Origin of the sequence: Rothia sp. LK2588 (genome assembly GCF_040946465.1) — a bacterium.
GTDB lineage: Bacteria > Actinomycetota > Actinomycetes > Actinomycetales > Micrococcaceae > Rothia.
On sequence record NZ_JAYWLS010000001.1, the window covers coordinates 605966 to 629653 of the forward strand.

25 protein-coding genes are annotated in these 23688 nt (G+C 58.8%); 13 read left to right on the forward strand and 12 right to left on the reverse strand.

Annotated elements, in window-relative coordinates; genetic code table 11:
* Positions 1 to 37 precede the first annotated feature (37 nt).
* The 3 genes from VVR12_RS02850 to VVR12_RS02860 form a co-directional block, all read right to left on the reverse strand.
* The gene (locus VVR12_RS02850; RefSeq protein WP_368549600.1) at positions 38 to 298 is read right to left on the reverse strand and encodes a type B 50S ribosomal protein L31; all 261 of its coding nucleotides are present in this window, start codon (positions 296 to 298) and stop codon (positions 38 to 40) included.
* 144 nt (positions 299 to 442) lie between these two features.
* Entirely contained in the window at positions 443 to 1252 is an 810-nt protein-coding gene (locus VVR12_RS02855) for a TrmH family RNA methyltransferase (RefSeq protein WP_368549938.1), read from the reverse strand.
* A 56-nt stretch (positions 1253 to 1308) separates the two neighbouring features.
* Positions 1309 to 2103, reverse strand: coding sequence for an ABC transporter ATP-binding protein (locus VVR12_RS02860; protein ID WP_368549601.1), 795 nt, complete (start codon positions 2101 to 2103; stop codon positions 1309 to 1311).
* 93 nt (positions 2104 to 2196) lie between these two features.
* Here VVR12_RS02860 and serB point away from each other — a divergent pair, with 93 nt between their 5' ends.
* Positions 2197 to 3129, forward strand: a complete 933-nt coding sequence (serB, locus tag VVR12_RS02865) for a phosphoserine phosphatase SerB (RefSeq protein ID WP_368549602.1) — start codon at positions 2197 to 2199, stop codon at positions 3127 to 3129.
* Positions 3130 to 3136: 7 nt separating this feature from the next.
* Here the strand turns inward: serB and VVR12_RS02870 are convergent, their stop codons facing one another.
* Together VVR12_RS02870 and VVR12_RS02875 are read right to left on the reverse strand one after the other, a co-directional pair.
* Positions 3137 to 3880: an SDR family oxidoreductase gene (locus VVR12_RS02870; protein WP_368549603.1), complete on the reverse strand. Its 744-nt coding sequence runs from the start codon at positions 3878 to 3880 to the stop codon at positions 3137 to 3139.
* 63 nt (positions 3881 to 3943) lie between these two features.
* A complete protein-coding gene (locus tag VVR12_RS02875; RefSeq protein WP_368549604.1) occupies positions 3944 to 4660 on the reverse strand; it encodes a beta-ketoacyl-ACP reductase in 717 nt (238 codons plus the stop codon).
* Between the two features lie 149 nt (positions 4661 to 4809).
* Here VVR12_RS02875 and VVR12_RS02880 point away from each other — a divergent pair, with 149 nt between their 5' ends.
* The 4 genes from VVR12_RS02880 (at position 4810) to VVR12_RS02895 (ending at position 7332) form a co-directional block, all read left to right on the forward strand.
* Complete coding sequence (locus VVR12_RS02880) at positions 4810 to 5304, forward strand: DUF3099 domain-containing protein (RefSeq protein WP_368549605.1); 495 nt, start codon at positions 4810 to 4812, stop codon at positions 5302 to 5304.
* A gap of 10 nt (positions 5305 to 5314) precedes the next feature.
* Entirely contained in the window at positions 5315 to 5566 is a 252-nt protein-coding gene (locus VVR12_RS02885; protein ID WP_368549606.1) for an acetone carboxylase, read from the forward strand.
* A gap of 3 nt (positions 5567 to 5569) precedes the next feature.
* Positions 5570 to 6526 (forward strand): SURF1 family protein, encoded by a 957-nt coding sequence (locus tag VVR12_RS02890; RefSeq protein WP_368549607.1) that lies wholly within the window; start codon positions 5570 to 5572, stop codon positions 6524 to 6526.
* Positions 6527 to 6600: 74 nt separating this feature from the next.
* A complete protein-coding gene (locus tag VVR12_RS02895; RefSeq protein ID WP_368549609.1) occupies positions 6601 to 7332 on the forward strand; it encodes a metal-dependent hydrolase in 732 nt (243 codons plus the stop codon).
* Positions 7333 to 7649: 317 nt separating this feature from the next.
* Here VVR12_RS02895 and abc-f read toward each other — a convergent pair whose 3' ends face one another.
* The gene (gene abc-f, locus VVR12_RS02900; RefSeq protein ID WP_368549610.1) at positions 7650 to 9248 is read right to left on the reverse strand and encodes a ribosomal protection-like ABC-F family protein; all 1599 of its coding nucleotides are present in this window, start codon (positions 9246 to 9248) and stop codon (positions 7650 to 7652) included.
* Between the two features lie 174 nt (positions 9249 to 9422).
* Here abc-f and VVR12_RS02905 point away from each other — a divergent pair, with 174 nt between their 5' ends.
* From VVR12_RS02905 to VVR12_RS02920, 4 genes are all read left to right on the forward strand, one after another.
* A complete protein-coding gene (locus VVR12_RS02905) occupies positions 9423 to 10037 on the forward strand; it encodes a biotin transporter BioY (protein ID WP_368549611.1) in 615 nt (204 codons plus the stop codon).
* 86 nt (positions 10038 to 10123) lie between these two features.
* On the forward strand, positions 10124 to 10819 hold the full coding sequence (locus VVR12_RS02910) for an energy-coupling factor ABC transporter ATP-binding protein (protein WP_368549612.1): 696 nt from the start codon (positions 10124 to 10126) through the stop codon (positions 10817 to 10819).
* Positions 10809 to 11438 (forward strand): energy-coupling factor transporter transmembrane protein EcfT, encoded by a 630-nt coding sequence (locus VVR12_RS02915; protein ID WP_368549613.1) that lies wholly within the window; start codon positions 10809 to 10811, stop codon positions 11436 to 11438. Before VVR12_RS02910 ends, VVR12_RS02915 begins: the two co-directional genes overlap by 11 nt.
* Before the next feature lie 12 nt (positions 11439 to 11450).
* Positions 11451 to 12383 (forward strand): neutral zinc metallopeptidase, encoded by a 933-nt coding sequence (locus VVR12_RS02920; protein ID WP_368549614.1) that lies wholly within the window; start codon positions 11451 to 11453, stop codon positions 12381 to 12383.
* A 74-nt stretch (positions 12384 to 12457) separates the two neighbouring features.
* Here VVR12_RS02920 and VVR12_RS02925 read toward each other — a convergent pair whose 3' ends face one another.
* From VVR12_RS02925 to VVR12_RS02945, 5 genes are read right to left on the reverse strand one after another with little or no spacing between them, the layout of a single operon-like run.
* Complete coding sequence (locus tag VVR12_RS02925) at positions 12458 to 12790, reverse strand: metal-sulfur cluster assembly factor (protein WP_368549615.1); 333 nt, start codon at positions 12788 to 12790, stop codon at positions 12458 to 12460.
* 29 nt (positions 12791 to 12819) lie between these two features.
* Entirely contained in the window at positions 12820 to 13575 is a 756-nt protein-coding gene (gene sufC / locus VVR12_RS02930; protein ID WP_368549617.1) for a Fe-S cluster assembly ATPase SufC, read from the reverse strand.
* A gap of 32 nt (positions 13576 to 13607) precedes the next feature.
* Positions 13608 to 14846 (reverse strand): Fe-S cluster assembly protein SufD, encoded by a 1239-nt coding sequence (gene sufD, locus VVR12_RS02935; RefSeq protein ID WP_368549618.1) that lies wholly within the window; start codon positions 14844 to 14846, stop codon positions 13608 to 13610.
* A gap of 2 nt (positions 14847 to 14848) precedes the next feature.
* Positions 14849 to 16306, reverse strand: coding sequence for a Fe-S cluster assembly protein SufB (gene sufB, locus VVR12_RS02940; RefSeq protein ID WP_368549619.1), 1458 nt, complete (start codon positions 16304 to 16306; stop codon positions 14849 to 14851).
* Between the two features lie 58 nt (positions 16307 to 16364).
* Positions 16365 to 17111: a helix-turn-helix transcriptional regulator gene (locus tag VVR12_RS02945; RefSeq protein ID WP_368549620.1), complete on the reverse strand. Its 747-nt coding sequence runs from the start codon at positions 17109 to 17111 to the stop codon at positions 16365 to 16367.
* Between the two features lie 271 nt (positions 17112 to 17382).
* On the opposite strand from VVR12_RS02945, the gene VVR12_RS02950 reads away from it, so the two are divergent.
* Genes VVR12_RS02950 through VVR12_RS02960 form a run of 3 tightly spaced genes read left to right on the forward strand, consistent with a single transcriptional unit; the run spans position 17383 to position 20166 of the window.
* On the forward strand, positions 17383 to 18276 hold the full coding sequence (locus tag VVR12_RS02950; protein WP_368549621.1) for an ABC transporter ATP-binding protein: 894 nt from the start codon (positions 17383 to 17385) through the stop codon (positions 18274 to 18276).
* Positions 18273 to 19040 carry an ABC transporter permease gene (locus VVR12_RS02955; protein WP_368549622.1) on the forward strand — a complete coding sequence of 256 codons (768 nt, stop codon included), beginning with the start codon at positions 18273 to 18275 and terminating at the stop codon, positions 19038 to 19040. The genes VVR12_RS02950 and VVR12_RS02955 overlap by 4 nt, the downstream gene beginning before the upstream one ends.
* A 40-nt stretch (positions 19041 to 19080) precedes the next feature.
* Positions 19081 to 20166, forward strand: coding sequence for a heme A synthase (locus VVR12_RS02960; protein WP_368549623.1), 1086 nt, complete (start codon positions 19081 to 19083; stop codon positions 20164 to 20166).
* A 79-nt stretch (positions 20167 to 20245) separates the two neighbouring features.
* Here the strand turns inward: VVR12_RS02960 and VVR12_RS02965 are convergent, their stop codons facing one another.
* Positions 20246 to 21181 (reverse strand): heme o synthase, encoded by a 936-nt coding sequence (locus VVR12_RS02965; protein ID WP_368549939.1) that lies wholly within the window; start codon positions 21179 to 21181, stop codon positions 20246 to 20248.
* A 394-nt stretch (positions 21182 to 21575) separates the two neighbouring features.
* Between VVR12_RS02965 and tkt the strand changes: the two genes are divergently transcribed.
* A complete protein-coding gene (tkt, locus tag VVR12_RS02970; RefSeq protein ID WP_368549624.1) occupies positions 21576 to 23687 on the forward strand; it encodes a transketolase in 2112 nt (703 codons plus the stop codon).
* The last annotated feature ends 1 nt before the right edge of the window (position 23688 follow it).

Here is a 23688-nt window from a genome sequence, read left to right on the forward strand (position 1 = left end):
ACAAGTCTGCGTGGGGTGTTCTGAGAAAAGTCTGAAACTAGGAGCGCTTGCCACCGAAGTTCTTGAAGCGAGCGTTGAATCGCTCCACACGACCAGCGGAGTCCATGATGCGCTGCTTACCGGTGTAGAACGGGTGCGACTCGGAGGAAATTTCAACCTCGACGAGGGGGTACTCATTGCCGTCTTCCCAAGTCTCGGTCTTTTCCGAGGTCATGGTGGACTGGGTCAGGAAAGTCTTGCCCGATGCCAAGTCGCGGAAGAGTACGGGGTGGTAATCCGGGTGGATATCTGCCTGCATAATAGTTACCTTCTTCTGCCCTGGATTTTGCCAGGCGCCTAGGATTTTGGATGAATGACGCGTCAGCGTCCATGGTTTAAACAACCAAAAATCAACCTTAGCACCACTGCCCGTACCATTCTGCGCCAGCAGACATGATTTGCCCTACTTTTTTCTGGTCTCCCACATGGCCACCGCTGCCGCAGCTGCGACGTTTAAGGAGTCCACACCGTGAGCCATCGGGATGATCACCGTCGAGTGGGCCGTTTCCACCGTCCGCCGACGCAACCCGTGCCCTTCCGTGCCGAGAATCAGCGCCAGTTTATCCACGTTTCGCTCCCCCAGTTCGGTGAGGGTCATCGAGTCATCGTGCAGGGCTAGGGCCGCCGAATAGAAACCGAGCTCGTGCAGAGTCTGAAGATCCTCGGGCCAGTTCTCTAACCGCGCCCAGGGCACCTGAAAGACCGTGCCCATGGAGACTCTGATCGAGCGACGATACAGGGGGTCGGCGCACCGCGGAGAGACGAGCACGGCGTCTACCCCCAGCGCTGCAGCTGATCGAAATATCGCACCCACATTGGTGTGATCCACGATGTCTTCCAGCACCACCACACGGTGTGCGTCGGCTAACAGCTCGCTCAAGGCGGGAGGCGCAGGACGTTGCATCGCGGCTAGGGCGCCACGGTGCAGGTGAAAACCAGTCACCTGCTCGAGCTCCTCCTCATTTCCCACGTAGGCGGGAACCCCGGGAAATTGTTCGAGTAGATCCGCCAAATCGTCCGCCCACTTCTCGCTCATGACGAAAGCCTGCGGACGGTGCCCCGCCGCGACACTGCGACGAATTACCTTCGAGGATTCGGCGATGAAAACTCCCCACTCCGGCTCCTTCAGGGATCGAAGCTTGACGTCGGTCAGGGATTCAAAGTAGCGCCGCGTGTGCAGCGGAATCTCGGCCAGGGGGTGCACTGAAGGGATCTGGCGAACACGGTGGGCGCGTTCAGCTAGATCCTCGGGGCTGAGTTGACGAGGGGTCACTGGGCTAGGTGGGCAAACGCCGAAAAGCGTCCGTTCTCGTGACGAGTGATGTCGAAGCCCATGCCGTAGGCCGCGCGCAGGTTCTCGGCGGTGATCGTCTCATCGATGGGACCAGCCGAGACCACTTTGCCCTCGCTCATCAACAGCGCATGGGTAAACCCAGGCGGAATCTCTTCGAGGTGGTGAGTAACAAGAATGGTGGCGGGCGCGAATTCATCGTCGGTGAGTCCCGAGAGGCGCATCACCAGATCTTCGCGGCCGCCGATATCCATGCCCGCACCGGGCTCATCCAACAGCAACAGTTCCGGGTCCGTCATCAGTGCACGAGCGATCAACACTCGCTTCTTCTCGCCTTCGGAGAGGGTGCCGAAACGGCGATCTGCGAGCTTGTCGACTCCCCACATGGACAGCAGTCCGGCGGCGCGATCGTCGTCGAGCGCGTCGTACTCTTCACGCCAACGTCCGGATACCGCATAAGCTGCGGTCACCACCACGTCGCGCACTTTTTCCCCGTCGGGGATGGTTTTGGCTAGGCCTGCAGAAGACAGTCCGATTCGAGGGCGGAGTTCGAATACATCCACGGCGCCCAAAATCTCATCGAGGATATCGACGGTACCGGAGGTAGGGTGCAGTCGAGCCGCAGCGATCGACAGCAAAGTAGACTTGCCGGCGCCATTGGGGCCGAGGACGATCCACTTTTCCCCATCATTGACTGTCCAGGAAAAGTTAGACAAAAGATTCTGGGATCCACGAGTAACGGTGACTTGGTTCAGGTCTAAAACTGCGCTCATGGAAGCTACTCTATAACGGCGCTTCGACCACCGAGAAATACCCGACTTCGATGTTGCGCTTCCACACAGGATTCACCTAGGTAAAATGTCTGCATGGATACCTCAGTCACCGTGGTGGGACTCTCTACTTCTGATTCCGTGAGCGCCAGCGTTATTAACGATGTGCCTCGAATACTCGATCAGGTCGGGTTGTTGACCCTCGACGAGCACTCAGTGGTGCGTAGCGGCCCCCGTCACCGCACGTATGAGGCTGTCGGACCAGGTTATGCAACTTATCTCGGTGTCGGCACCTACCGGGGCTCCCTCGAATCGTTGCGGCGTCAATTGCGCAATCTGGCCGAGTCCCACGGTTTTGACGGAACGCTCTCTGCGGTCGAAACCATGGTCGATCCTCAACAACCTCGACTGGTGGTGTTTGATACCGACTCGACACTCATCACACAGGAAGTGATTGACGAACTGGCCCGATATGCCGGCCGTGAACACGAGGTCGCCGAGGTCACCGAAGCCGCCATGTCCGGGGAAATCGACTTCGAAACATCGTTGCGCCGGCGCGTCAAAGCCCTCGCAGGATTACCTGTCTCTGTCTTCGACGAGGTCGTCCAAAATATCACCTTTACCGCCGGCGCGTATGAACTCGTGCGCGCGCTCCATGACCGGGGGCATACGGTAGCCACGGTTTCGGGCGGTTTCATGGAAATTCTTGAACCTTTGGCGGATCTCATCGGGCTCGACCATGCCCGCGCTAACCGCTTAGAGGTGGCCGGGGGAAAGCTGACGGGAGACCTCCGCGGCCCGGTGATCACGCCGGAGGTCAAACGCGAGACCCTTCAGGAGTGGGCTACTCTTGCAGGAATCTCACTCGTTGACACCGTGGCCATAGGCGATGGCGCCAACGACGTTCTCATGGTCAAAGACGCTGGCCTCGGCGTCGCTTTTAGAGCTAAAGACCCACTACGACAGGTGGCGGACGCCGAAGTCAACGTTGCGCGCCTCGATGCCGTCCGCCACTTGCTAGGGGTCTGAACCAGGACTACTTGATGAAGCCCTGTGCGCCGCCCACCAATTCGATGTGCCCGGTCGGGACGTCGGCGGTAACCATCTTCGCGACCTCTTGAGCAAACTCGTTGACGGTGTACAAGCGGCCAGCCTCTTCACGGCGCTGTTCGATGGCACCGGGGTGCAAACGGTTCAACAGTGATGCGGTGACGGTACCCTCGATCATGTCGGCGGAGATCACAACCAACGAGATATTCTTCTCGGACAGAGCGGGGACTTCTTCCAGCAACGCGTCTTCGCCGGCACGCTTAGACAGCGCCACGGGGGTGTACTGCTCCATGGTCTCCACTTCGCGGATAAAGTGGGCCTGGTGGCTGGTCACAAACACGATCCGGCCACCGGAGCTCATCTTCTCTGCGGCCAAGCGTGCCAGGCGCAGCTGCGAGTCGCGGTTGAGAATCATCGCGTAGTCTTCGACCATGCCCGATTCCATACCGCCGGAGGCGTTCAGCACCAGATAATCCAGACCACCGAATTCGTTGACAGCCGCATCGATCAGGCGCTGGGCGTCGTCCTCCTTGGTAATGTCGGCACCCACTGCAATCGCGGAACCACCCTTTTCGGTGATAGCGGCGACGATTTTTTCAGCACGAGGTGCCTTGGAACGGTAGTTGATGACAACGTTGGCGCCGGCCTCCGCCAAAATCTGGGCGGTGTCTGCGCCTACGCCACGGGAAGAACCGGTGACGAGAATGGTTTTACCTTGCAGGTTTGACATAGAAATTCCTTAAGTCGGTGTGTGACCCGCTGAATGAACATGCAGGCCGGATGGTCTAGCGAGTTAGTGGCCCATGCCGAGACCGCCGTCGACGGGGATCACGGCTCCCGAGATGTAGTTAGCTTCATCCGATGCCAGCCAGCGCACTACGCGGGCGATCTCCTCCGGCTCGGCGAAACGACCGGCGGGAATGGATTCTTTGTACTGTGCCTGGGTTTCTTCCGGCAGGACGGCGGTCATTTCGGTGTTGATGAACCCGGGGGCAACCACGTTGGCGGTGATGTTGCGGCCACCCAATTCGCGAGTGATGGAGCGGGCCATGCCCACCAATGCTGCCTTGGAGGAGGCGTAATTGACCTGACCCGGGCTACCGTAGAGTCCCACAACCGAGGAAATGAGGATGATGCGACCTCGCTTGTTCTTCAGCATTCCCTTGATGGCACGCTGGGCGACTCGGAAGGAACCGGTGAGGTTCGTATCCACCACGTCGGTGAAATCTTCTTCTTTCATGCGCATCAGCAACATGTCTTTGGTGACGCCTGCGTTGGCCACCAAAACCTCCACGGGGCCGAACTCCGCCTCGACCTCTTTGAAAGCGGCGTCGATAGCGGATGCATCGCGCACATCTGCCTTGACCCCGAAGAAACCTTCAGGTGCCTCTCCGCTACGGTAGGTCACGGCCACGTTGTGACCCGCCTGCTTAAACTCTTCGGCGATGGCTCGGCCGATTCCTCGGTTGCCACCGGTCACGAGTACGGTTTTAACTGTAGTTTCAGTCACAAGCGTGCCTTTCACAGGTTGTCATGGCTACTGGTTTCACGTTCATCTTACGTGGTGGCCTGCGACAATGAACAACCCACGGTGCACGGGCAAGCGATAAGTTCTAGACTGAGGGTGTTTGAACTTTCGATAAGAGGGGGGTGAGGGTGGTGTCGCAGAAGTATTGGACCGCTGAAGATCTGCGTGAATACGGTTTCGGATCCGCCGAGCCGGAGGTTCATTCCATCACCTCCGCCCAATCTCGTCATTCGACGGATGTCGACCATCGTTTCAAAAGCTATGCGCTCAAGATGTTTTTGCGCATTGTCTTTATTGTTTTAGGTATCTTTGCCGACGGGTGGCTGATGTGGGCCTGCTTTATTGCGGCCGCCGTCGTCCCCTGGGTGGCGGTGGTGGAGGCGAACGGGAACCACCGCGCCGAGACCAACGACTTCTCCGCCTATCTCACACCCGAGCAACGTCTGATGTTGGAGAGCGCCTCAGCAAACGAACCGGAGCAAGAATATCCCAATCGACCGCATGCCGAACGCGATGAGTATGAAGACGTATACACGTCGGATGCGATTGATCGCACCGAAGAAGACATCATCGAGGGAGAGATCATCGAGACGCCCGCCGCATCTGATTCATCGCCGCGACCGTAAAGGACATCGAGTGGACCTGCTCAACTCATTAGGCAACCAGCCCCCCGAAGCCCCAGAACGGCAATGTTCACGGAAAGGGTGCAGGGCACAGGCCAGTTTTCAACTATTATGGAACAATCCTCGAATCCACACCGAAGATCGTCGTAAAGTCTGGCTGGCCTGCCCAGACCATGTTCAGTACCTCCAAGACTTCCTGGGGGCGCGTGGTTTTCTCAAAGAAACTAAGAATTTCGACGGAGCCGACGAAGGTCAGGACGTCTAACCCGTGTACCGTTTTTTGCTTACCGGCAAATGGATCGCCGGTTTTGTTTTTGCGATACTTTTTTCACTGATCTGCCTGTACCTCGCCGGCTGGCAGATGGGGCGAAAAGACGAATTGGATTACCGCAATTCGCTCGTCACGACCAACTATGACTCTGCACCCATCCCATTGGCTAAAAACCCCGGGGTTTTCTCTGACTTCAAGGAAGAGAACCAGTGGAAACCCGTCACGATGCACGGCACCTATCTGCGGGATCACCAACTCTTGGTCCGCAACCGGCCCTACGAGGGGCTCAATGGTTTTGAGGTTCTGGTGCCGCTGAAAACTGATCAGGGGCAAACCGTGGTGATCAATCGGGGTTGGGTACCGGCCGCCGACGTCGATGCAGCGCAACCCGGCGTGAAGGTACCGGAACCTCCGCAAGGTCACGTTACCGTGACTGCTCGAGTGCACAGCGGTGAGAAAGACAACGGAAAAGACGCCCCTGCCGGCCAGGTCTCCTCGATCGACCTTCCGGATATCGCTCACACTACCGGCCTTCCCATCGACACCGGAGCGTATGGCAAACTCATGAGCGAGGACCCTGCTGCGCCCACGCCTGAGCTCGCCCAAAAACCAGAACTGGACACCGGCCCCAATCTTTCGTACTCGGTGCAGTGGTACGTTTTTGCGCTCATGTGCTACGTAGCGTATTTCTGGTTAGCTCGCCAAAAAGTACGCAACGATGAACTCGACGCTCAGGTCGCCGCAGAGCTAGAAGCCTATTACGGTCAGTTCTACGACGAACAAGGTAACTACATTGGCGAAGAGGACGAAGCCGTCGTCCTGCGCAAGATGGAGATGGTCGACGATATGCCGGCCCATATGAAAAACATCGTTCGCCCGAGATTGGCCAAACAACGATCCACCCCGACCGACGAAGAAATCGAAGACGCATACCTGGATCGACTCGAACGATAGGCAGAGTTCGAACAAGTGTTCTAATCGTGTTACATTGTATCTACTAATCAGACACGATCAAGGAATGATGTTCGATGATGGGGTATACCCACACTCTCAGTGCGGCCGCAGTTTGGGTCACCGCTCACGAACTGGGTTTTCTGGCCCCCATGGATCACGGGACATTGCTCGTCACCACCCTCGCTTGCGCCGGGGCAGGGATGTTTCCCGATATCGACCACAAAAATGGCACGATCGCGCACTCCATACCTCCCGTTTCCACTGTGGTTTCCGCGACCGTTAGCGCCATATCCGGTGGGCACCGCAAAGGAACGCACTCCATACTCGGTGTCGTTTTATTTTGGGTCATCGCGGTGGCCGCACAACAGTTGACCCATCAGGGAATCCCCTACGCCTCGCTTTTCCTCGCCGGCTATGCCGGCGGTCTGACGCTGCGCATGTTGGGTGCACCCGGTGGTTGGATCGGAGCCATAGGTCTCGGGTACCTGGCATGGACTACCGGCTCGCTGGCCGTGCTCCCCCTATCCATCGCAGTGGGAGCAACCGTCCACATCGTCGGTGACCTCTTGACGACTCGCGGGGTCAACCTGGTGTGGCCGCTGGTCGTCAAACCCGTGGTGGCCTCGGCGCTGTGGCGAAAGTCAGGTTATATGGCGTTGCCGATTCTGGGGGACGCCGGTTCACGACGCGAACACGCCCTTGGCGTCGCGCTCGCTCTATATCTGATCTGGTCGGTGTTGGCCCTGACGGGTCAGACACCAACCCCTCTGTCATATCTCAGCCACTTGGACCCACTAACCCGATAAAACCTTAAAGAAAAACCCTGGAGCGGCAAGTGCCTCTCCAGGGTTTTTGTCATGAACTCCCCTATCGGTAGTTCACTGCAGAAGACTATTCAGAATCTGCTTCAGCCCAGAAAACGTCTACCTCTACGTTCTCGTCTGCGATAGCGGGGTACATAACGTGATCTGCATCCAACATATAAGCTCCTTCCCTGTGCTTTCCCAACCACCTTGTTGGTCAAAGCGCCCGGCTTCTTTGCCGGAGATTCATAAACCTAGCATCACCATCGGGTGATACCACAATCCTAGACCACAGGACGGGATAACCCCACCCAGACACGCTAAGCCAGCGAAATCAGGTCTTGGTATTCCTTGGTCCATAAATCTTCCACGGCGTCTGGCAACAGCAGCACCCTCTCCGGGTCCAGCGCCTCAACTGCTCCTTCGTCGTGGGAAACCATGACGATGGCTCCCTCGTAAAGCTTTAAGGCGTTGAGAATCTCCTCGCGAGAGGCGGGATCCAAGTTGTTGGTCGGCTCGTCCAGTAGCAGCACGTTCGCCTGGGAGGCCACAAGGGTAGCCAGCGAAAGACGCGTTTTCTCGCCGCCAGATAACACCCCGGCCGGCTTGTCCACGTCATCCCCCGAAAACAGGAACGACCCCAAAATAGTGCGGCACTTGGTCGCGTCCAGGTCGGGTGCTGCAGACTGCATATTTTCTAAGACGCTGCGCTGACCATCCAAGATCTCGTGCTCCTGAGCGAAGTAACCCACCTTCGCACCGTGGCCGTAGACCACTTCCCCGCTATCCGGTTGAGTTACCCGCGCCAACATCCGCAGCAGCGTCGTCTTACCGGCGCCGTTGAGCCCCAAGACGACAACCCGAGAACCGCGGTCGATAGCCAGGTCGACATTGGTGAAGATCTCGAGAGATCCATAGGACTTTGAGAGCCCCTCGGCGCTGAGCGGAGTCTTACCGCAGGGCGCCGGTTCGGGGAATCGAATCGCGGCCACCTTGTCTGCCACTCGCTCTTCTTCCAGACCGCGCATCAACCGTTCGGCACGTTTGATCATCTGCTGGGCCGCAACCGCCTTCGTTGCCTTTGCCCGCATCTTCTCGGCCTGTTCCATCAGGGCCGAGGCTTTCTTCTCGGCATTGGCACGCTCTCGCTTACGCCGCGCCTCGTCCTGCTCGCGCTGAGCAAGGTAGTTCTTCCAGCCCATGTTGTACACGTCGATCACGCAACGGTTGGCATCGAGATACAACACCTTATTCACCACCAGCTCCATGAGCTCCACGTCGTGCGAGATAACCATCAGACCACCCTGGAAATTGCGGAGGAACTCCCTCAACCAGGCGATTGAGTCGGCATCGAGGTGGTTGGTGGGCTCGTCCAGCAACATGGTCTCTGCGTCGGAGAACAGAATGCGGGCGAGCTCCACGCGGCGGCGCTGACCGCCGGAGAGCGTGGAGAGCGGTTGGTTCAGAATGCGCTCAGGCAGATCAAGGTGGTGGGTGATGGTAGCGGCTTCCGATTCGGCGGCGTAACCACCACCGGCGATGAATTCGGCTTCGAGGCGGTCGTAGCGGCGCATACCTTTAGCACGCACATCGGGATCGTCGCTGGCCATCTGCTCTTGAGCCTGCCGCATCTTACGTGAAACGCCATCGAGGTCTCGGGCAGAGAGGATTCGGTCTCGAGCAAGCTGCGACATATCGTCGACCTTGGGATCCTGCGGAAGGTAACCGATCTTTCCCGAACGCACGACGTTGCCGTCAGCGGGTAGGGTGAGGCCAGCCAGCACCTTGGTCATGGTCGTCTTACCGGCACCGTTGCGACCCACGAGGCCGATCTTGTCACCCTTGTCGATACGGAAGTTCACTTCTTCCATCAACAGCCGGGCACCGGCACGTAACTCCAGGTTTTGAACAGTGATCAAGAAATACCTTCCCTCATGGGTTCGCGTGGCAGACGAACCTCCATTCTAAGGCCAAGCACCGCAGAAGCATATGGGATCCTCCCCGGACGCTCCGTTGCCCGGTAGTTGACCTGCGAACGTAGATCACATCCCACGCTTTTTGAACGGTGTTCAATAGTCCTTATAGTAGAGATCATGACAAATAGACACCGTTCGCATACTGGGCGCGACATCGCCCTGGTCGCGGTCTTTGCCGCTTTTATCACCGTCTGCGCATTGTTGCCCGCTTTCCCCGTGGGCCCCGCGGGCGTCCCCATCACCTTCCAGACCTTGGGCATTTACCTGACGGCGCTCGTCCTCGGCGGAAAACGCGGCGCTCTGGCAGCCCTGTTGTACCTGGTGGTTGGGTTTATTGGCCTGCCCGTATTCGCCGGCGGCGGAGCGGGGATTGGGACGCTGGCGGCACCCTCGGCAGGTTACCTCGTCTCCTACCCCATCGGTGCCTTCATCATCGGTGCGCTAGGTTACAGCTTCTTGCGGCGGCGCCGCGGCAATGCGAGCATCGTATGGCAAGTCATCGCCGCGCTGGCAGGATTCGTTTTCATCACCGCATGCGGTGTGGCGGGAATGATGATCAACGCGCACCTCAGCTTGCCCGTGGCTCTGGGAGCCGCCGCCCTCTACATCCCCGGTGACCTCATCAAGGCAGTCATCGCCGCACTCGTGGCGCTGGCAGTTCACCGTGCATTTCCCGCTCTCGCAGCCAACGGTCTGGCTACCCGACCGAACGATCACGCGACCAACCGTTAACCATGTGGTTCCAAAAACCGACATACCGGGAAAACAACCCCGTGCCTTTCATCGAGGGCGCGGGGTTGTCGGTTCATCAAGTTTCCGTGGCATTTCCGCAGGCCGACTCCACCGTGAAGGTCTTGCGCGATGTCTCTTGTGAGCTACGTAGCCCGACGACCGCCGTGTTGGGGTTAAACGGTTCTGGAAAATCAACCTTTCTCAAGCTCTTCAACGGGCTTGTGGAGCCGACGGCCGGGACGGTCTCGGTCAACGGTCTCACCGTTGAGGAACACCTGATGGCGGTACGCCGCCACGTGGGTTTGTTGTTCTCCGACCCACAGGCCCAGCTCATCATGCCCACTCCCGTCGAAGATGTAGAGCTTTCCCTGCGACGCAGTGTTTCCGACATCGAGCAACGACGACAGCGGGCCCTTCAGATCCTGGCCCAGCGAGGTCTAGCTCACCGAGCTCACCATAGCGTGTACGATCTCTCCGGTGGTGAGCGACAACTCGCTGCACTGAGCGCCGTGTTGGCGGTGGAACCACGAGTTCTGCTCCTCGACGAACCGACTACCCTCCTGGACCTGCAGAACAAACTAAAACTCCTGAAACTTCTAGAAAGTCTGGATCAGCAACTGGTCATCAGCACCCACGATCTTGAACTAGCAGCGACTTGTAACGAGGCCCTCGTGATCCACCGAGGCCGTCTCATCGCACAGGGTCCCAGCTCCGCGGTGATCGCCGACTACCGGCGGTGGTGCGCTGAGGGGTTCCCCGGAGACGAGCCCGATGCGTCCTGAGCTGTTCGGTGCGTATCGCCCCGGCCATACCGTCGTCCATCGCGCTCCCCTGTGGATCAAATGGACGCTGATCGCCGCCTGCGCCTTCGCCTGCGCGTTGACACGTGGCTGGGTTGTACCCGCCACGGTGCTGTGTTGCGTACTGTTAGCGGGTGCCGCAGCCCGGATGCCGGTACGCCAGGTGATCGCCACCGTGTTTGCGCTGAAGTGGTTGCTTTTGGCTATGGCGGTCTATTACCTGCTGAGCCAGAAGCTCGCCCTGGGGGCCGAAGTGATATTGACACTGCTCAGCCTCATCTTGGCCTCCAATGTTCTCCTCTTCACCACAGCCATGCCGCGCTTGATCGAGGGATTCGTCAGGTGCTGCTCTCCCTTAAAATTCTTGGGGCTCTCGCCGGAGAGCATCGGATTATCCATCGCGTTGATGATCCGTTCCATTCCGGTGATCATGGAACGTTGGAACCTCTTACAAACCGCTGTTCGCGCACGTGGTCTGCGGGTTGGGCCCGCTCGGCTCTTTACGCCGTTGGTGGTGACCACGGTTGCCTACGCCCAAGAGACCGGCGACGCGCTCTCGGCGCGCGGCCTTGACACACCCGAAGACGAGCACCGCCGGTAGTATGCTTTTCCCATGGCTTTCAAAGATTTTTCGCAACTCGATACCAGCGGGATCGAGTCCTCCGGTGGAGGCGGTTTTGGTGGCGGACGCGGGCTCGCCGTAGGCGGTGGTCTCGGCGGCGTGGTCGTGATGCTCGTCGTCGGTGCTCTCTTCGGGCAGGACGGCATCGACATGCTCAACCAGGCCACCGGCAACAACCCCGGTTACGGTTACGAACAGGTCGACAATAACGCAGGTCAAGATCTGGCTCAGCAGTGCAAGACCGGTGAGGATGCCAACAGCAATTCCTCCTGCAACATGGTGGGTACGTCGAACTCGTTGGACAACTTCTGGTCCAGCTACCTGCCGCAGGCCACCGGTGTCGAATACCAGCGTCCTACCCTGCATCTCTTCTCGCAGCGCGTACGGACCGCTTGCGGTAACGCCACCAGCGCCACCGGCCCCTTCTACTGCCCAGCCGACCACAAGGCGTATGTAGACACCACCTTCTTCGATGACATGAAGACCCAGCTAGGTGCCACGGGCGGCCAGTCGGCCGAACAGTACGTGCTGGCCCACGAATACGGTCACTCGATACAGAACATCCTAGGCGACCTCAAGTACTCGCAGCGTGATCCCAACGGTGCGGATTCGGGCGCAGTGCGCGTTGAGTTGCAGGCCGACTGCTACGCCGGCTTGTGGGCCAACCACGCGGCCGAAGACACCTCCAGCGCCGTGCAGCTGGAACCGTTCACCGCCGACGAGGTCAACCGCATTGTCAACGCCACCGAGGTGATCGGTGACGACCACATCCAGATGACCTCCCAGGGCCGGACGGACCCCTCCACCTACACTCACGGCACCTCAGCTCAGCGTACGGCTTGGTTCATGGCCGGTTACGAGTCGGGTGACATCAACAAGTGCAACACTTTCCGCGCCGCTGATCTGGATCATCCCAACGCGTAGATCACCTTTCAGGGATAAAAAATGGTCTCGGAACCTTCTCGGTTCCGAGACCATTTTTTATTCTGCGGGCCGGTCTAGACGTTGAAGCCCAGGGCGCGCATCATGTCGCGGCCGTCTTCGGTGATCCGCTCCGGACCCCACGGCGGCATCCATACCCAGTTGACGTGCCACTCGTCGATCATGGTTTCCAGGTTCTGCTTGACCTGTTCCTCGATGACATCCTGCAACGGGCAGGCCGCGGTGGTCAGGGTCATGTCCAGAACGAGCGCGCCTGCATCGTCCCATCGCATGCCGTAGAGCAGACCGAGATCAACGATGTTGACGCCCAATTCGGGGTCGATGACGTTCTTCAGAACGTCCTCGATTTCTTCCTGCGACGGGCGGCCCGTCTGAGTCAGATCAGTCATGATGACTCCTTCCGATTCTAGAGGCGTGGTTACTTACCGATATAAGAAACGTAACCCTCTTCTTCCAGACGATCGGCCAGCTCGGGGCCACCCTGATCGACCATGTGGCCGTCGACGAACACGTGTACGAACTCGGGCTTGATGTAGCGCAAGATACGGGTGTAGTGGGTGATCAGCATGACACCCATGTCGTTGGCCTGGTGAGCGCGGTTGACGCCTTCGGAAACGATCTTCAGGGCGTCGACGTCCAGACCGGAGTCGGTCTCGTCGAGGATCGCCATCTTGGGCTTGAGCAGTTCCAGCTGCAGAATCTCGTGGCGCTTCTTCTCGCCGCCCGAGAAGCCCTCGTTGACATTACGAGAGATGAAGTCGGGGTCGATCTCCAGCTGTGCCATGGCGTCCTTGACGTCCTTGGTCCAGGTGCGCAGTGCGGGAGCCTTGCCGTCAACGGCGGTCTTGGCCGAGCGTAGGAAGTTCGACATGGTCACGCCGGGGATCTCCACGGGGTACTGCATCGCCAGGAACAGGCCGGCGCGGGCACGCTCGTCCACGGACATCTCGGTGACGTCTTCACCGTCCAGCAGGATCTCACCGGAATCGACACGGTACTTGGGGTGGCCGGCGATAGTGGCCGCCAGCGTCGACTTACCCGAACCGTTGGGGCCCATAATCGCGTGGATCTCACCGGAATTGATGGTGAGGTTCACACCCTTGAGGATGGGCTTGGTGTTTTCGTCGTCGAGGATCACCGAAACGTGCAGATCCTTGATTTCAAGAGTTGACATTATTCTCCTAAAAGTTGGTGGGGCGCTGTGCGCTAGTTATTGCTGATGGCCAGTTCCGCTTCGAGAGCCTCGGTGAGTTGCTCTTCGAGTTCCGGAATTCGAACCTGCTGAATGATTTCGTTGAGGAAGCCGCGCACGACCAGTCGGCGGGCCTCCGCCTCGGGAATGCCGCGTGCCTGCAGGTACCACAGGTGCTCGTCGTCCAGCTGACCGGTGGTAGAGGCGTGACCGGCACCGGCGATCAAACCGGTCTCGATCTCCAGGTTTGGCACGGAGTCGGCACGCGGGCCGTCCTCGAGAATCAAGTTACGGTTCAGCTCGTAGGTGTCGGTGCCTTCGGCGTCCTTACCGATGAGGACGTCGCCCACCCACACCGAGTGCGCGTTCCGGCCCTGCAAGGCGCCCTTATAGGTCACGCGAGACTTGCAGTTGGGAATCGAGTGATCGACGAAGAGACGCGATTCGAGGTGCTGCCCCGCGTCCACAAAGTAGAGACCGTACATCTCGGTGCTGGCACCGGGACCGGAGAACTTGGTGGTGGGGGTGATACGCACGGTCTTTCCCCCGAGGGAGATGTTGACGTGCTTGAAGTTGGAGTCACGTCCCAGCTTGGCATAGTGCGCGGAGGCGTGCACCGCGTCGTCGTTCCACTGCTGGATGGTGATAACGTTCAGGGTCGCCGAATCGCCCACGATGAACTCCACGTTCTGTGAGAGCGTCACCGAACCGGTGTGGCGCAGGACCACGACCGCCTTAGAGAAAGGCTTAGCCTCGATCACCACGTGCTGAGCGGCCGGAGCGGTGGACTCACCGGTGATATCCAGCTCAACTCGCTGAGACAGTTCAGCCTCGGCGGGAATGGTCACCACGGTTGCTTCGGAGAAGTTGCTCCAGGCGTTGGCTGCCACGCGGTCTTCGGGGATGCCGGCGGTCCCAATGCGAGAATCGTTGCGGTCCACGGTCTCCACGGTCACGTTCTCGGGTGCGGAGACGTCGATACGCGGTGCGGCACCCTGCAAGGCCTCGGTGTGCAGACCGTTCAAACGCTTCAGCGGGGTGAAGCGCCAGTCTTCCTCGCGGCCGGTCAGCTCGGGGAAGTCTTCCACCTTGTACGAGGTCGGACGTCCGGCGCGGGACGAATCGGCCAGCGGCTTGACCTCGCCGGTGCGGATCGTGTCGTCCTGCACGTGCTCGGTGGCCAGCTTCTCGCCCTCATCGGTCATACCCGGGATAGCGGCGCGGTTCTCAGTGATGTGTTCGGTATTAGACATTATTAGCCTACAGATCCTTCCATCTGAAGTTCGATGAGGCGGTTGAGCTCGAGAGCGTATTCCATGGGGAGCTCACGGGCGATCGGCTCGACGAAACCACGAACGATCATCGCCATAGCCTCTTCTTCGCTCAAACCGCGCTGCATGAGGTAGAACAGCTGCTCTTCGGAGACGCGGGAAACCGTTGCCTCGTGGCCCATGGTGACGTCGTCTTCACGGATATCCACGTAGGGGTAGGTATCCGAACGCGAAATGGTGTCAACGAGCAACGCGTCGCACACGACGTTGGATTTGGAGTGATGGGCACCCTCGCGCACCTGAACCAAGCCGCGGTAGGCAGAGCGCCCGCCGTTGCGTGCGATCGACTTCGAAACGATCGACGAGGAGGTGTGCGGAGCGATGTGAACCATCTTCGAACCGGTGTCCTGGTGCTGACCTTCACCGGCGAACGCAATAGACAGGGTCTCGCCCTTGGCATGCTCCCCCACCATGTAGACGGCCGGGTACTTCTGGGTGACCTTGGAACCGATGTTGCCATCGACCCACTCCATGGTGGCGCCTTCTTCACAAAGGGTTCGCTTGGTCACCAGGTTGTAGACGTTGTTCGACCAGTTCTGGATAGTCGTGTAGCGAACACGCGCGTTCTTCTTGACGATGATTTCAACGACCGCGGAGTGCAAGGAATCCGACTTGTAAATCGGCGCGGTGCAACCCTCGATGTAGTGAACGTAGGATCCTTCATCGGCGATGATCAGGGTGCGTTCGAACTGGCCCATGTTCTCGGTGTTGATGCGGAAATAGGCCTGAAGCGGGATGTCTACGTGAACGCCCTTCGGCACGTAGATGAAGGAGCCGCCGGACCACACCGCCGTGTTCAGGGCCGAGAACTTGTTGTCGCCTGTGGGAATTACGGTGCCGAAGTATTCACGGAAGAGATCTTCGTGTTCCTTCAGCGCGGTATCAGTATCGACGAAGATAACGCCCTGGGATTCAAGATCCTCGCGAATCTGGTGGTAGACCACCTCGGATTCGTACTGAGCAGCGACACCGGCGACCAGACGCTCGCGCTCAGCCTCGGGGATGCCGAGCTTTTCGTAGGTGTTACGAATATCTTCGGGCAGATCTTCCCAGGTTTTCGCCTGGCCCTCGGTGGAGCGCACGAAGTACTTGATATTGTCGAAATCGATTTCGGAGAGATCCGCGCCCCAGGTCGGCATCGGCTTGCGGTCGAAGAACTTCAGAGCCTTCAGACGCATGTTGAGCATCCACTCGGGCTCGTTCTTCTTCGCGGAAATGTCGCGGACGACGTCCTCGCTCAAACCGCGCTGGGCAGCCTGGCCGGCTTCGTCCGAGTCGAACCAACCATACTCGTAGGTACCGATACCTTCGAGCTCCGGGTTCGCCTCCAGAATTTCAGAGATGACATTAGCGTTGGCTTGACGCTCAACCTGATCAGTCATGGTGGCCTTTCTTTCGTATTATCCCGTGGGTGATCACGGGAGAAGTCTCGGTTTTGAGTTACTCGGTAGTGGTTTCGGGATCGCGGGTCAGCGGCACGTGAGTCGTGCAAACGTGAGCCCCATCTGCCATAGTCGACAAACGTCTCACATCTACGCCTAACAAATCGGCGATCAGTTTTGTTTCTTGGTCACAGAAAATATGAAACTCGGCGGCGAGATCGCGCACCGGGCAGTGGCCTTGACAAAGTTGGATGCTCGCCAAGAGGTGCTGCGGCAACTTCGTGTCGGCCGGCGGGGCAAAAGTACTTGCTGACGCGACGAATCCATCATGGTTCATCGCCTCCGCCAAGGCCTTCGCCCGGTCGGCGATGTCTGGCCCGGCGGCTTCAACGATCGGGCGGTACTTAGCTTCCATCTCAACGGCGCGTTGACCTGCGAAGGCCCGGAGAGCTTCGTCGCCTACCTGCTGTTGCAACATCAAAAGTGCATCTCGGGCGATGTCGAGATAGTCATTGCCGATCCGCGAGTGCCCCTGGGGCGCCACCACGTATCGGCGAGCAGGACGTCCCGCGCCTGCCCCGTGCTGTTTATGCGGGGCCACGATAATCACGCTCTCGGCCTCGAGGGCATCGAGATGGCGGCGCACCGCCGCGGGAGTGAGATTCAATTCCTCGCCGAGGCTGGCAGCCGAAATGGGACCAAGTTCGAGAACCCCTCGCAGTACGCGGTCGCGGGTTTTCTCTTCAGTCTCTGCCGCGGGCGCGCCGGTGGCAGACGTCTTTCGAGCTGTTTTGAAGGAATACACAACTAAAGTATGACCTAATTGCATGTATAACGCTAGTAAGGTTCCCCTATTTTCGCCCTCGCTCAGAAAGCGCACGTCAAACCGCCTGGGAATCCCCTGAGCTTGGGTGCTCTTATTCGGGCCGCAGAATGAAAAGAACTAAGATGATATGGTGCAGCACATGAACCGCCCCCGTATTCCTCGCAGAGAGCTCACGCCCGCCCTAGAGCTTCGCGGAATCCAAAAAATCTTTAAAACCTCCGGTCGCAGAAACGCCTCTTCAGATGGTTCGGTGACCTCTCCGCTCAAAGTGGCGGTCCAAGACATCAGTCTGACTGCGTACCCAGGAGAGATCACCGTACTCTTGGGTTCTAATGGCGCCGGCAAGACCACCACCCTCGCGTGCGCTCAAGGTTTGATCGCGCCGGACGCCGGCGAGGTCAGAGTGCTCGGTCAAGATCCGTGGCGCGCCGACGCCCAATTGCGGGCTCGCGTAGGCATCATGTTGCAGGACGGCGGTCTGCCCCAATCCGTGCGTCCCATCGAATTATTGCGTCACATCCACACGATGTATGCCCGTCCTAAAGACGTGAACGAGCTCGTCCACCGGCTCGGCATCGATACCTTTGCCCGCACCACGGTGCGTCGACTGTCTGGCGGACAAAAGCAACGCGTTGCTCTGGCCGCCGCCCTCATGGGTAATCCCCAAGTGCTCTTTCTCGATGAACCTTCGGCTGGGCTGGACCCCCAATCGCGGCAGGTGGTTTTCGACATCATCTCCGAGGAGCGCGATAAAGGTACCGCCATCATCCTGACCACGCACCTGCTCGACGATGCGCAGCGGCTAGCCGATTACGTGTACATCGTGCATGCAGGTACCAACGTGATCGAAGGTACCGTAACTGAACTTCTGCAGCAGAATACAGATGATCATCAGGTGTTGCGGCTGGGTCTGCAAACCTCCGATCTCACCGTTTCCGATCTGTTGCCGCAGCACGGTCATGACTTCGCACTACACCACGAACGAGCGGGGCGGTATGCGCTATCGGGCCCCTTCACTCCGGAAATCCTGAGCGAAGTCTTCGCTACTCTCTCCTCCGCCCACCGCATGCCCAGTTACGTTGAACTCGCCCCGCGCACCCTCGAAGACGTTTACCTCGACATTTCAGGCCGTGATATTCGATGACCCAGCAGACCTATGCCGCCTCCGGTAGCCGACGGATCGCCGCACAAGCGCGCTACGAATTCCTCACGATGTTGCGCAATGGAGAGCAACTCATGCTCAACATTGCATTCCCCGTGATGGGTCTCTTGGCCTTGAAATACACCGGGTTCATCGACGGTTACGCCGCGTCCATCGGAACTACCCGAATGAACGCAGCCGTCCCCGGCGTCCTGGCTCTATGCGTGCTTTCCACCGCGCTCTCGGGCCAGGGCATTGCCACCGGTTTCGATCGCCGGTACGGGGTGCTACGGTTCCTCTCAACTACCCCGCTGGGGAAATCGGGGTTAATTGCCGGAAAGATAGCTGCGGTACTCGGTGTGATCGCGATTCAGTTCATTGTCGTGGGCTCCCTGGGCTTCGCCCTCGGATGGCGCCCCAGCCTCACCGGCCTCGTCATGGCGTTGCCCACCGTGATCCTCGGCACCGCAGCCTTTACGGCGCTCGGTTTGTTGATCGCTGGCACCGTGCGCGCAGAGGCAACGCTCGCCATCGTGAACATGGCCTGGGTTATTCTCGCCGCCGTGGGTGGAACACTCATCCCCGGGTCCAGGCTCCCCGGCGTTCTCTCTACCGTGGTCGGGTTACTGCCCTCGGGCGCACTGGGTCACGCGCTCAGAGCGGAAATGTTGCACCATCAATTCCTCATTGTTCCGCACCTCATCATCGTGGCTTGGGTAGCTCTCTGCGCTGGCTTGGCCATCAAATACTTCAAATGGTCTGCTTAGGCAGGCTCGTTCCGTCATACACAGTCGAAAAAGGAAGCTCATGAATTTACCTTCGCGAACCGTCACCTCGTGCACGGGTGACCACCCCTCCCTGGCGGACAAGATCATGCCGGCGCGGTACATCCCCTGGGTCAAAACCATGGCTTACGCGGTGGTCATTGCCAATATGGTCTTGATCGCCTCGGGAGGCATCGTGCGTTTGACTGGTTCCGGGCTGGGTTGTGACACTTGGCCCCGTTGCACCAAAGACGGATCATGGACGACCACCCCAGAGATGGGCATCCATGGGTTAGTTGAGTTCACCAACCGTTTGCTGACCTTTGGTTTAATGCTGGTTACCATCCTGGCTTTTCTCTCGATTTTGCGTATCGCGCTACCCGATGTGACTGGGTTCAAGGGTCTGTGGCCCAAACTGTTTGTGGGCCTGCGATCTCGCGAATACCGCTATGCCGATCTTTTCAACCTCACGTTGTTACTCTTGTGGGGTATTCCCGTCCAGGCCGTGGTCGGTGGTATCAGCGTCTGGCTGCGTCTTAACCCCTGGATGATTACCGCTCACTATTACCTCACCGCCATCATGATCGCGTTGGCTGCCGTGTATCTCAATAGAGTGAAGCGTTATTTTGAACCCGCCACTCGTGCACATGAACACATCGAAGGTCAGCACACCGTTGCCGGCGCTTCGTTGATGCGTACGATCGCTTGGGTCTCGAGTGTGCTGTGCGCGTTCCTCATTTTCATGGGAACCGTGACGACCGGCACCGGCCCGCACGCCGGTGATCCCGATGCGCACCGTCATGCCTTCGACCCCTGGGTGGTTACCCGCCTGCATTCTTTCTCGGTCTGGGCTTTCTGTGCCGTCGTGGTCATCGCTTTCGTGTTGGCTCGCAAGTTCAACTGGCCCACCACGGTGCGCCGCGTGCTGAACTTCGTGCTGGTCGCGATCGTCGTGCAAGGCATCATCGGCTACATCCAGTTCTTTACCGGTTTGCCGATTTGGTTTGTGTGGTTGCACCTGCTGGGCTCGGCCATCTTTATCTGGGCTGCTAGTGCTCTCATCGAAAAGCTCTTTGTGTTGAGCTCTCCTGCAGCGCGTCACCAAGCAGATATCCGCATCGAACACTAACAACTCAACGCTCATAGAGATAGCCCGGGGCCCCTCATCTTCTCGATGAGGGGCCCCGGCGCATCTGGTTCAGAAAACTTTAGAGGGAGGTCACCGCGCTACCCACAAAGGGGTCGATGGCCAGTGCAATGAACAGTACGGTCAGGTAGGTGATCGAACCGTGGAAAACCGTCATTGCTGTGCGGCTCGTCGCCTGATGGGCCACCGCCAACTTGTGCAACTTGTGGCAGTGGTAAATAAACCACGCACCGGCCAGTGCGGCGGTGATCGAATAGACCCAACCGGCACCACCCAGCGGGATGAGCAACAGCGAGCAGATCACCATGGCCCAGGCGTAGAGCACCACCTGAACGGAGACACTCTTGGCTGTGGCGATGGCGCCCAGCATGGGGATCCCGGCTCGCTGATAGTCCTCGGCGTATTTCATGGACAGCGGCCAGTAGTGCGGCGGCGTCCAGAGGAAGATCACGGTAAAGAGGACGACGGCGGCCCAGGTAATGCGGTTCTCAACGGCTGCCCAGGCGATGAAGACCGGCATACACCCTGCCAGCCCTCCCCACACAATATTCTGCGCGGTACGGCGCTTGAGGAAGATCGAATAGAAGACCACGTACAGCAGAATCGCGATGAGGCCCAATACGGCAGAGAGCGGGTTGACCAAGACCCACAGGTAAATGATGGAGACGACGGCCAGCACCCAAGCGAAAACGAGTGCTTCCCGGTCGGAAAGCTCACCGGTGACCAGGGGGCGCTTCTCGGTGCGCTTCATCTTGCGATCGGCTTCGCGGTCGATGTAGCAGTTGAATGCGCCGGACGCACCGGCTGCCATAGCGCCACCAATCATGGTGTTGAGAATGAGCCAGAGACTTGGCATCCCACCGGCTGCAAACATCATGGTCGGAGCCGTGGTCACCAAGAGCAGTTCGATCACCTGCGGCTTCGTCAGGTGGATATAGGCTCGCACCTTACGAGCCAGGCCGACCTTATGGGTGGGCGGTGTGGAACGGGCGGTCACGGCTTCTTCTGTGACCGTGCTGTTGGCATTAAGACCCTTCAATGACGTTGGGCTCCTACCGGAATCGATGTTGGTGTATGTGGTTTACGTGCAGTTATTCCGTGATTCTCAAGAATGGGGGATCGACACGACGCCCACATTTCCTGCTGAATCGAACATCTGTTCAGGGGCCTGTGCACTACACCCGGGTGGCTCAGTAGAACCCTGCTTAAGGTGAATTTTAGGCACAGCAAATGAACAGATAGTCAAATTCCATACTATACCCTTTGACGCTCTAAAACTAACGCTCCCCGTGGTCGGTGAGCAGGCGTTCAAGACCCTACTCCCCCATTGCCACCTGGCTCGGGTGAACTATTCTGGGATAGAGACACACAGGTTTAAAGAAAGGATTGTCATGCCCGAACTTGATCAGAAATACGAATGGACCGAGCAAGATCAGCGTGCCGTCGATACCGCACGCGTTCTGGCGGTGGACGCCGTGGAAAAGGTCGGTTCCGGCCACCCGGGCACTGCAATGAGTTTGGCCCCCGTTGCCTACCTTTTGTTCCAGAAGATTATGCGTCACGACCCCAGTGATGACCGCTGGGAAGGTCGCGATCGCTTCATTCTTTCCCCCGGCCACACCTCGCTGACTCTCTACCTTCAGCTTTTCCTCAACGGTTACGGCTTGGAGATGGAAGATCTGGAATCCTTGCGCACCTGGGGTTCGCTGACCCCCGGTCACCCCGAATACAAGCACACCAAGGGTGTGGAAATCACCACCGGCCCGCTGGGTCAAGGCCTGGCCTCTGCCGTAGGTTTCGCCTATGCCCAGCGTCGTATGCGTGGCCTGTTCGACCCCGAGGCTGAAGCCGGTACCTCACCTTTCGACCACCGTATCTACGCCATCGCTTCCGAAGGCGACCTTGAAGAAGGCGTCACCTCCGAAGCGTGCTCTCTGGCCGGTCACCAGGAACTGGGCAACCTCATCGTGATCTTCGATCGCAACCACATCTCCATTGAGGACGATACCGATGTGGCCTTCACCGAAGACATCATGAAGCGTTATGAAGCTTACGGTTGGCACACCCAGAAGGTCGACTGGACCGAATCGGGTGAATACAACGAGGGTATCGAGGATCTCTACGACGCCATTAAGGCCGCCGAAAAGGAGACCGGCAAGCCCTCCATCATTGAGCTCCGCACCATCATCGGTTTCCCCGCGCCTAATAAGAAGAACACCGGCGGCATCCACGGCGCCAAACTGGGGAGCGAAGAGGTTATCGCCACCAAGGAGGTGCTGGGATTCGATACCGACCAGCACTTTGCGATGGATCCCGAACTTCTCAACCACACTCGTCGAGTCGTCGAGAAGGGTGCCGAGGCACACCGCGCCTGGGACGAGAAGATGGAACAGTGGAAGCAGGCCCACCCGGAGAAGGCCGAGCTCTATGAGCGCCTGCGCTCCGGCGAGCTCCCCGAAGGTTACCGCGAGGCATTCCCCACCTTCGAAGCTGGCAAGTCTATGGCTACCCGCGCGGCGTCGGGCAAGGTGATCAACGCTATCGCCAACACCTTCCCCGAGCTGTGGGGCGGTTCCGCCGACCTCGCCGGTTCGAACAACACCACCATTGAGGACGGCCAGTCCTTTAACCCCGCCCACCGCTCCACCGAATCGTGGAAGGCGAACCCCTACGGTCGCGTCCTGCACTTCGGTATTCGTGAACACGCAGCTGCGGCCATCACCAACGGCATCGTGCTTTCTTCACCCACGCGCCCCTTCAGCGGCACCTTCTTGGTGTTCTCCGACTACCAGCGCCCGGCGATTCGCCTGGCTTCGTTGATGGGCGTGCCCAACATCTTTGTTTGGACCCACGATTCAATCGGTCTCGGCGAGGACGGCCCGACTCACCAGCCGATCGAGCACCTGTCGTCGTTGCGAGCCATCCCGAACTTGGATGTGATTCGCCCCGCTGATGCCAACGAGACGTCTGTAGTATGGCGCAAGATGCTGGAGACCACGGATCATCCGGCAGGCATCGTCCTCTCCCGTCAGGGTCTGTCGACCATTGCCCGCGAAGACATTCACGCCGATGTTGACGGTGAGAAGTTCGCCTCCGCCGAGAACGCTACCCGCGGTGGGTACATCCTGGCCGATACCGAGGGCACCCCCGACGTCATCCTCATCGCCACCGGTTCGGAGGTTGAGATTGCGCTCGAGGCCCGCAAGAAACTCGCCGAGCAGAACGTACAGGCTCGCGTTGTATCTATGCCCTGCCGCGAGTGGTTTGCCGCGGAGTCCGAAGACTACCGTGAATCGGTTCTGCCCAGATCTGTCAAGGCACGCGTGAGCGTTGAAGCCGGTTCTGCCATGAGCTGGTACGACATCCTCGGGGACGCCGGTGAGGCGGTGGCCATCGATCACTTCGGTGCATCGGCCAGCGCAGAGGTGCTCTACGAGAAGTTTGGCATTACCGCAGAGAACGTTGTCGCCAAGGCTCAGGCATCTATCGCCGCTGCAAAGTAAC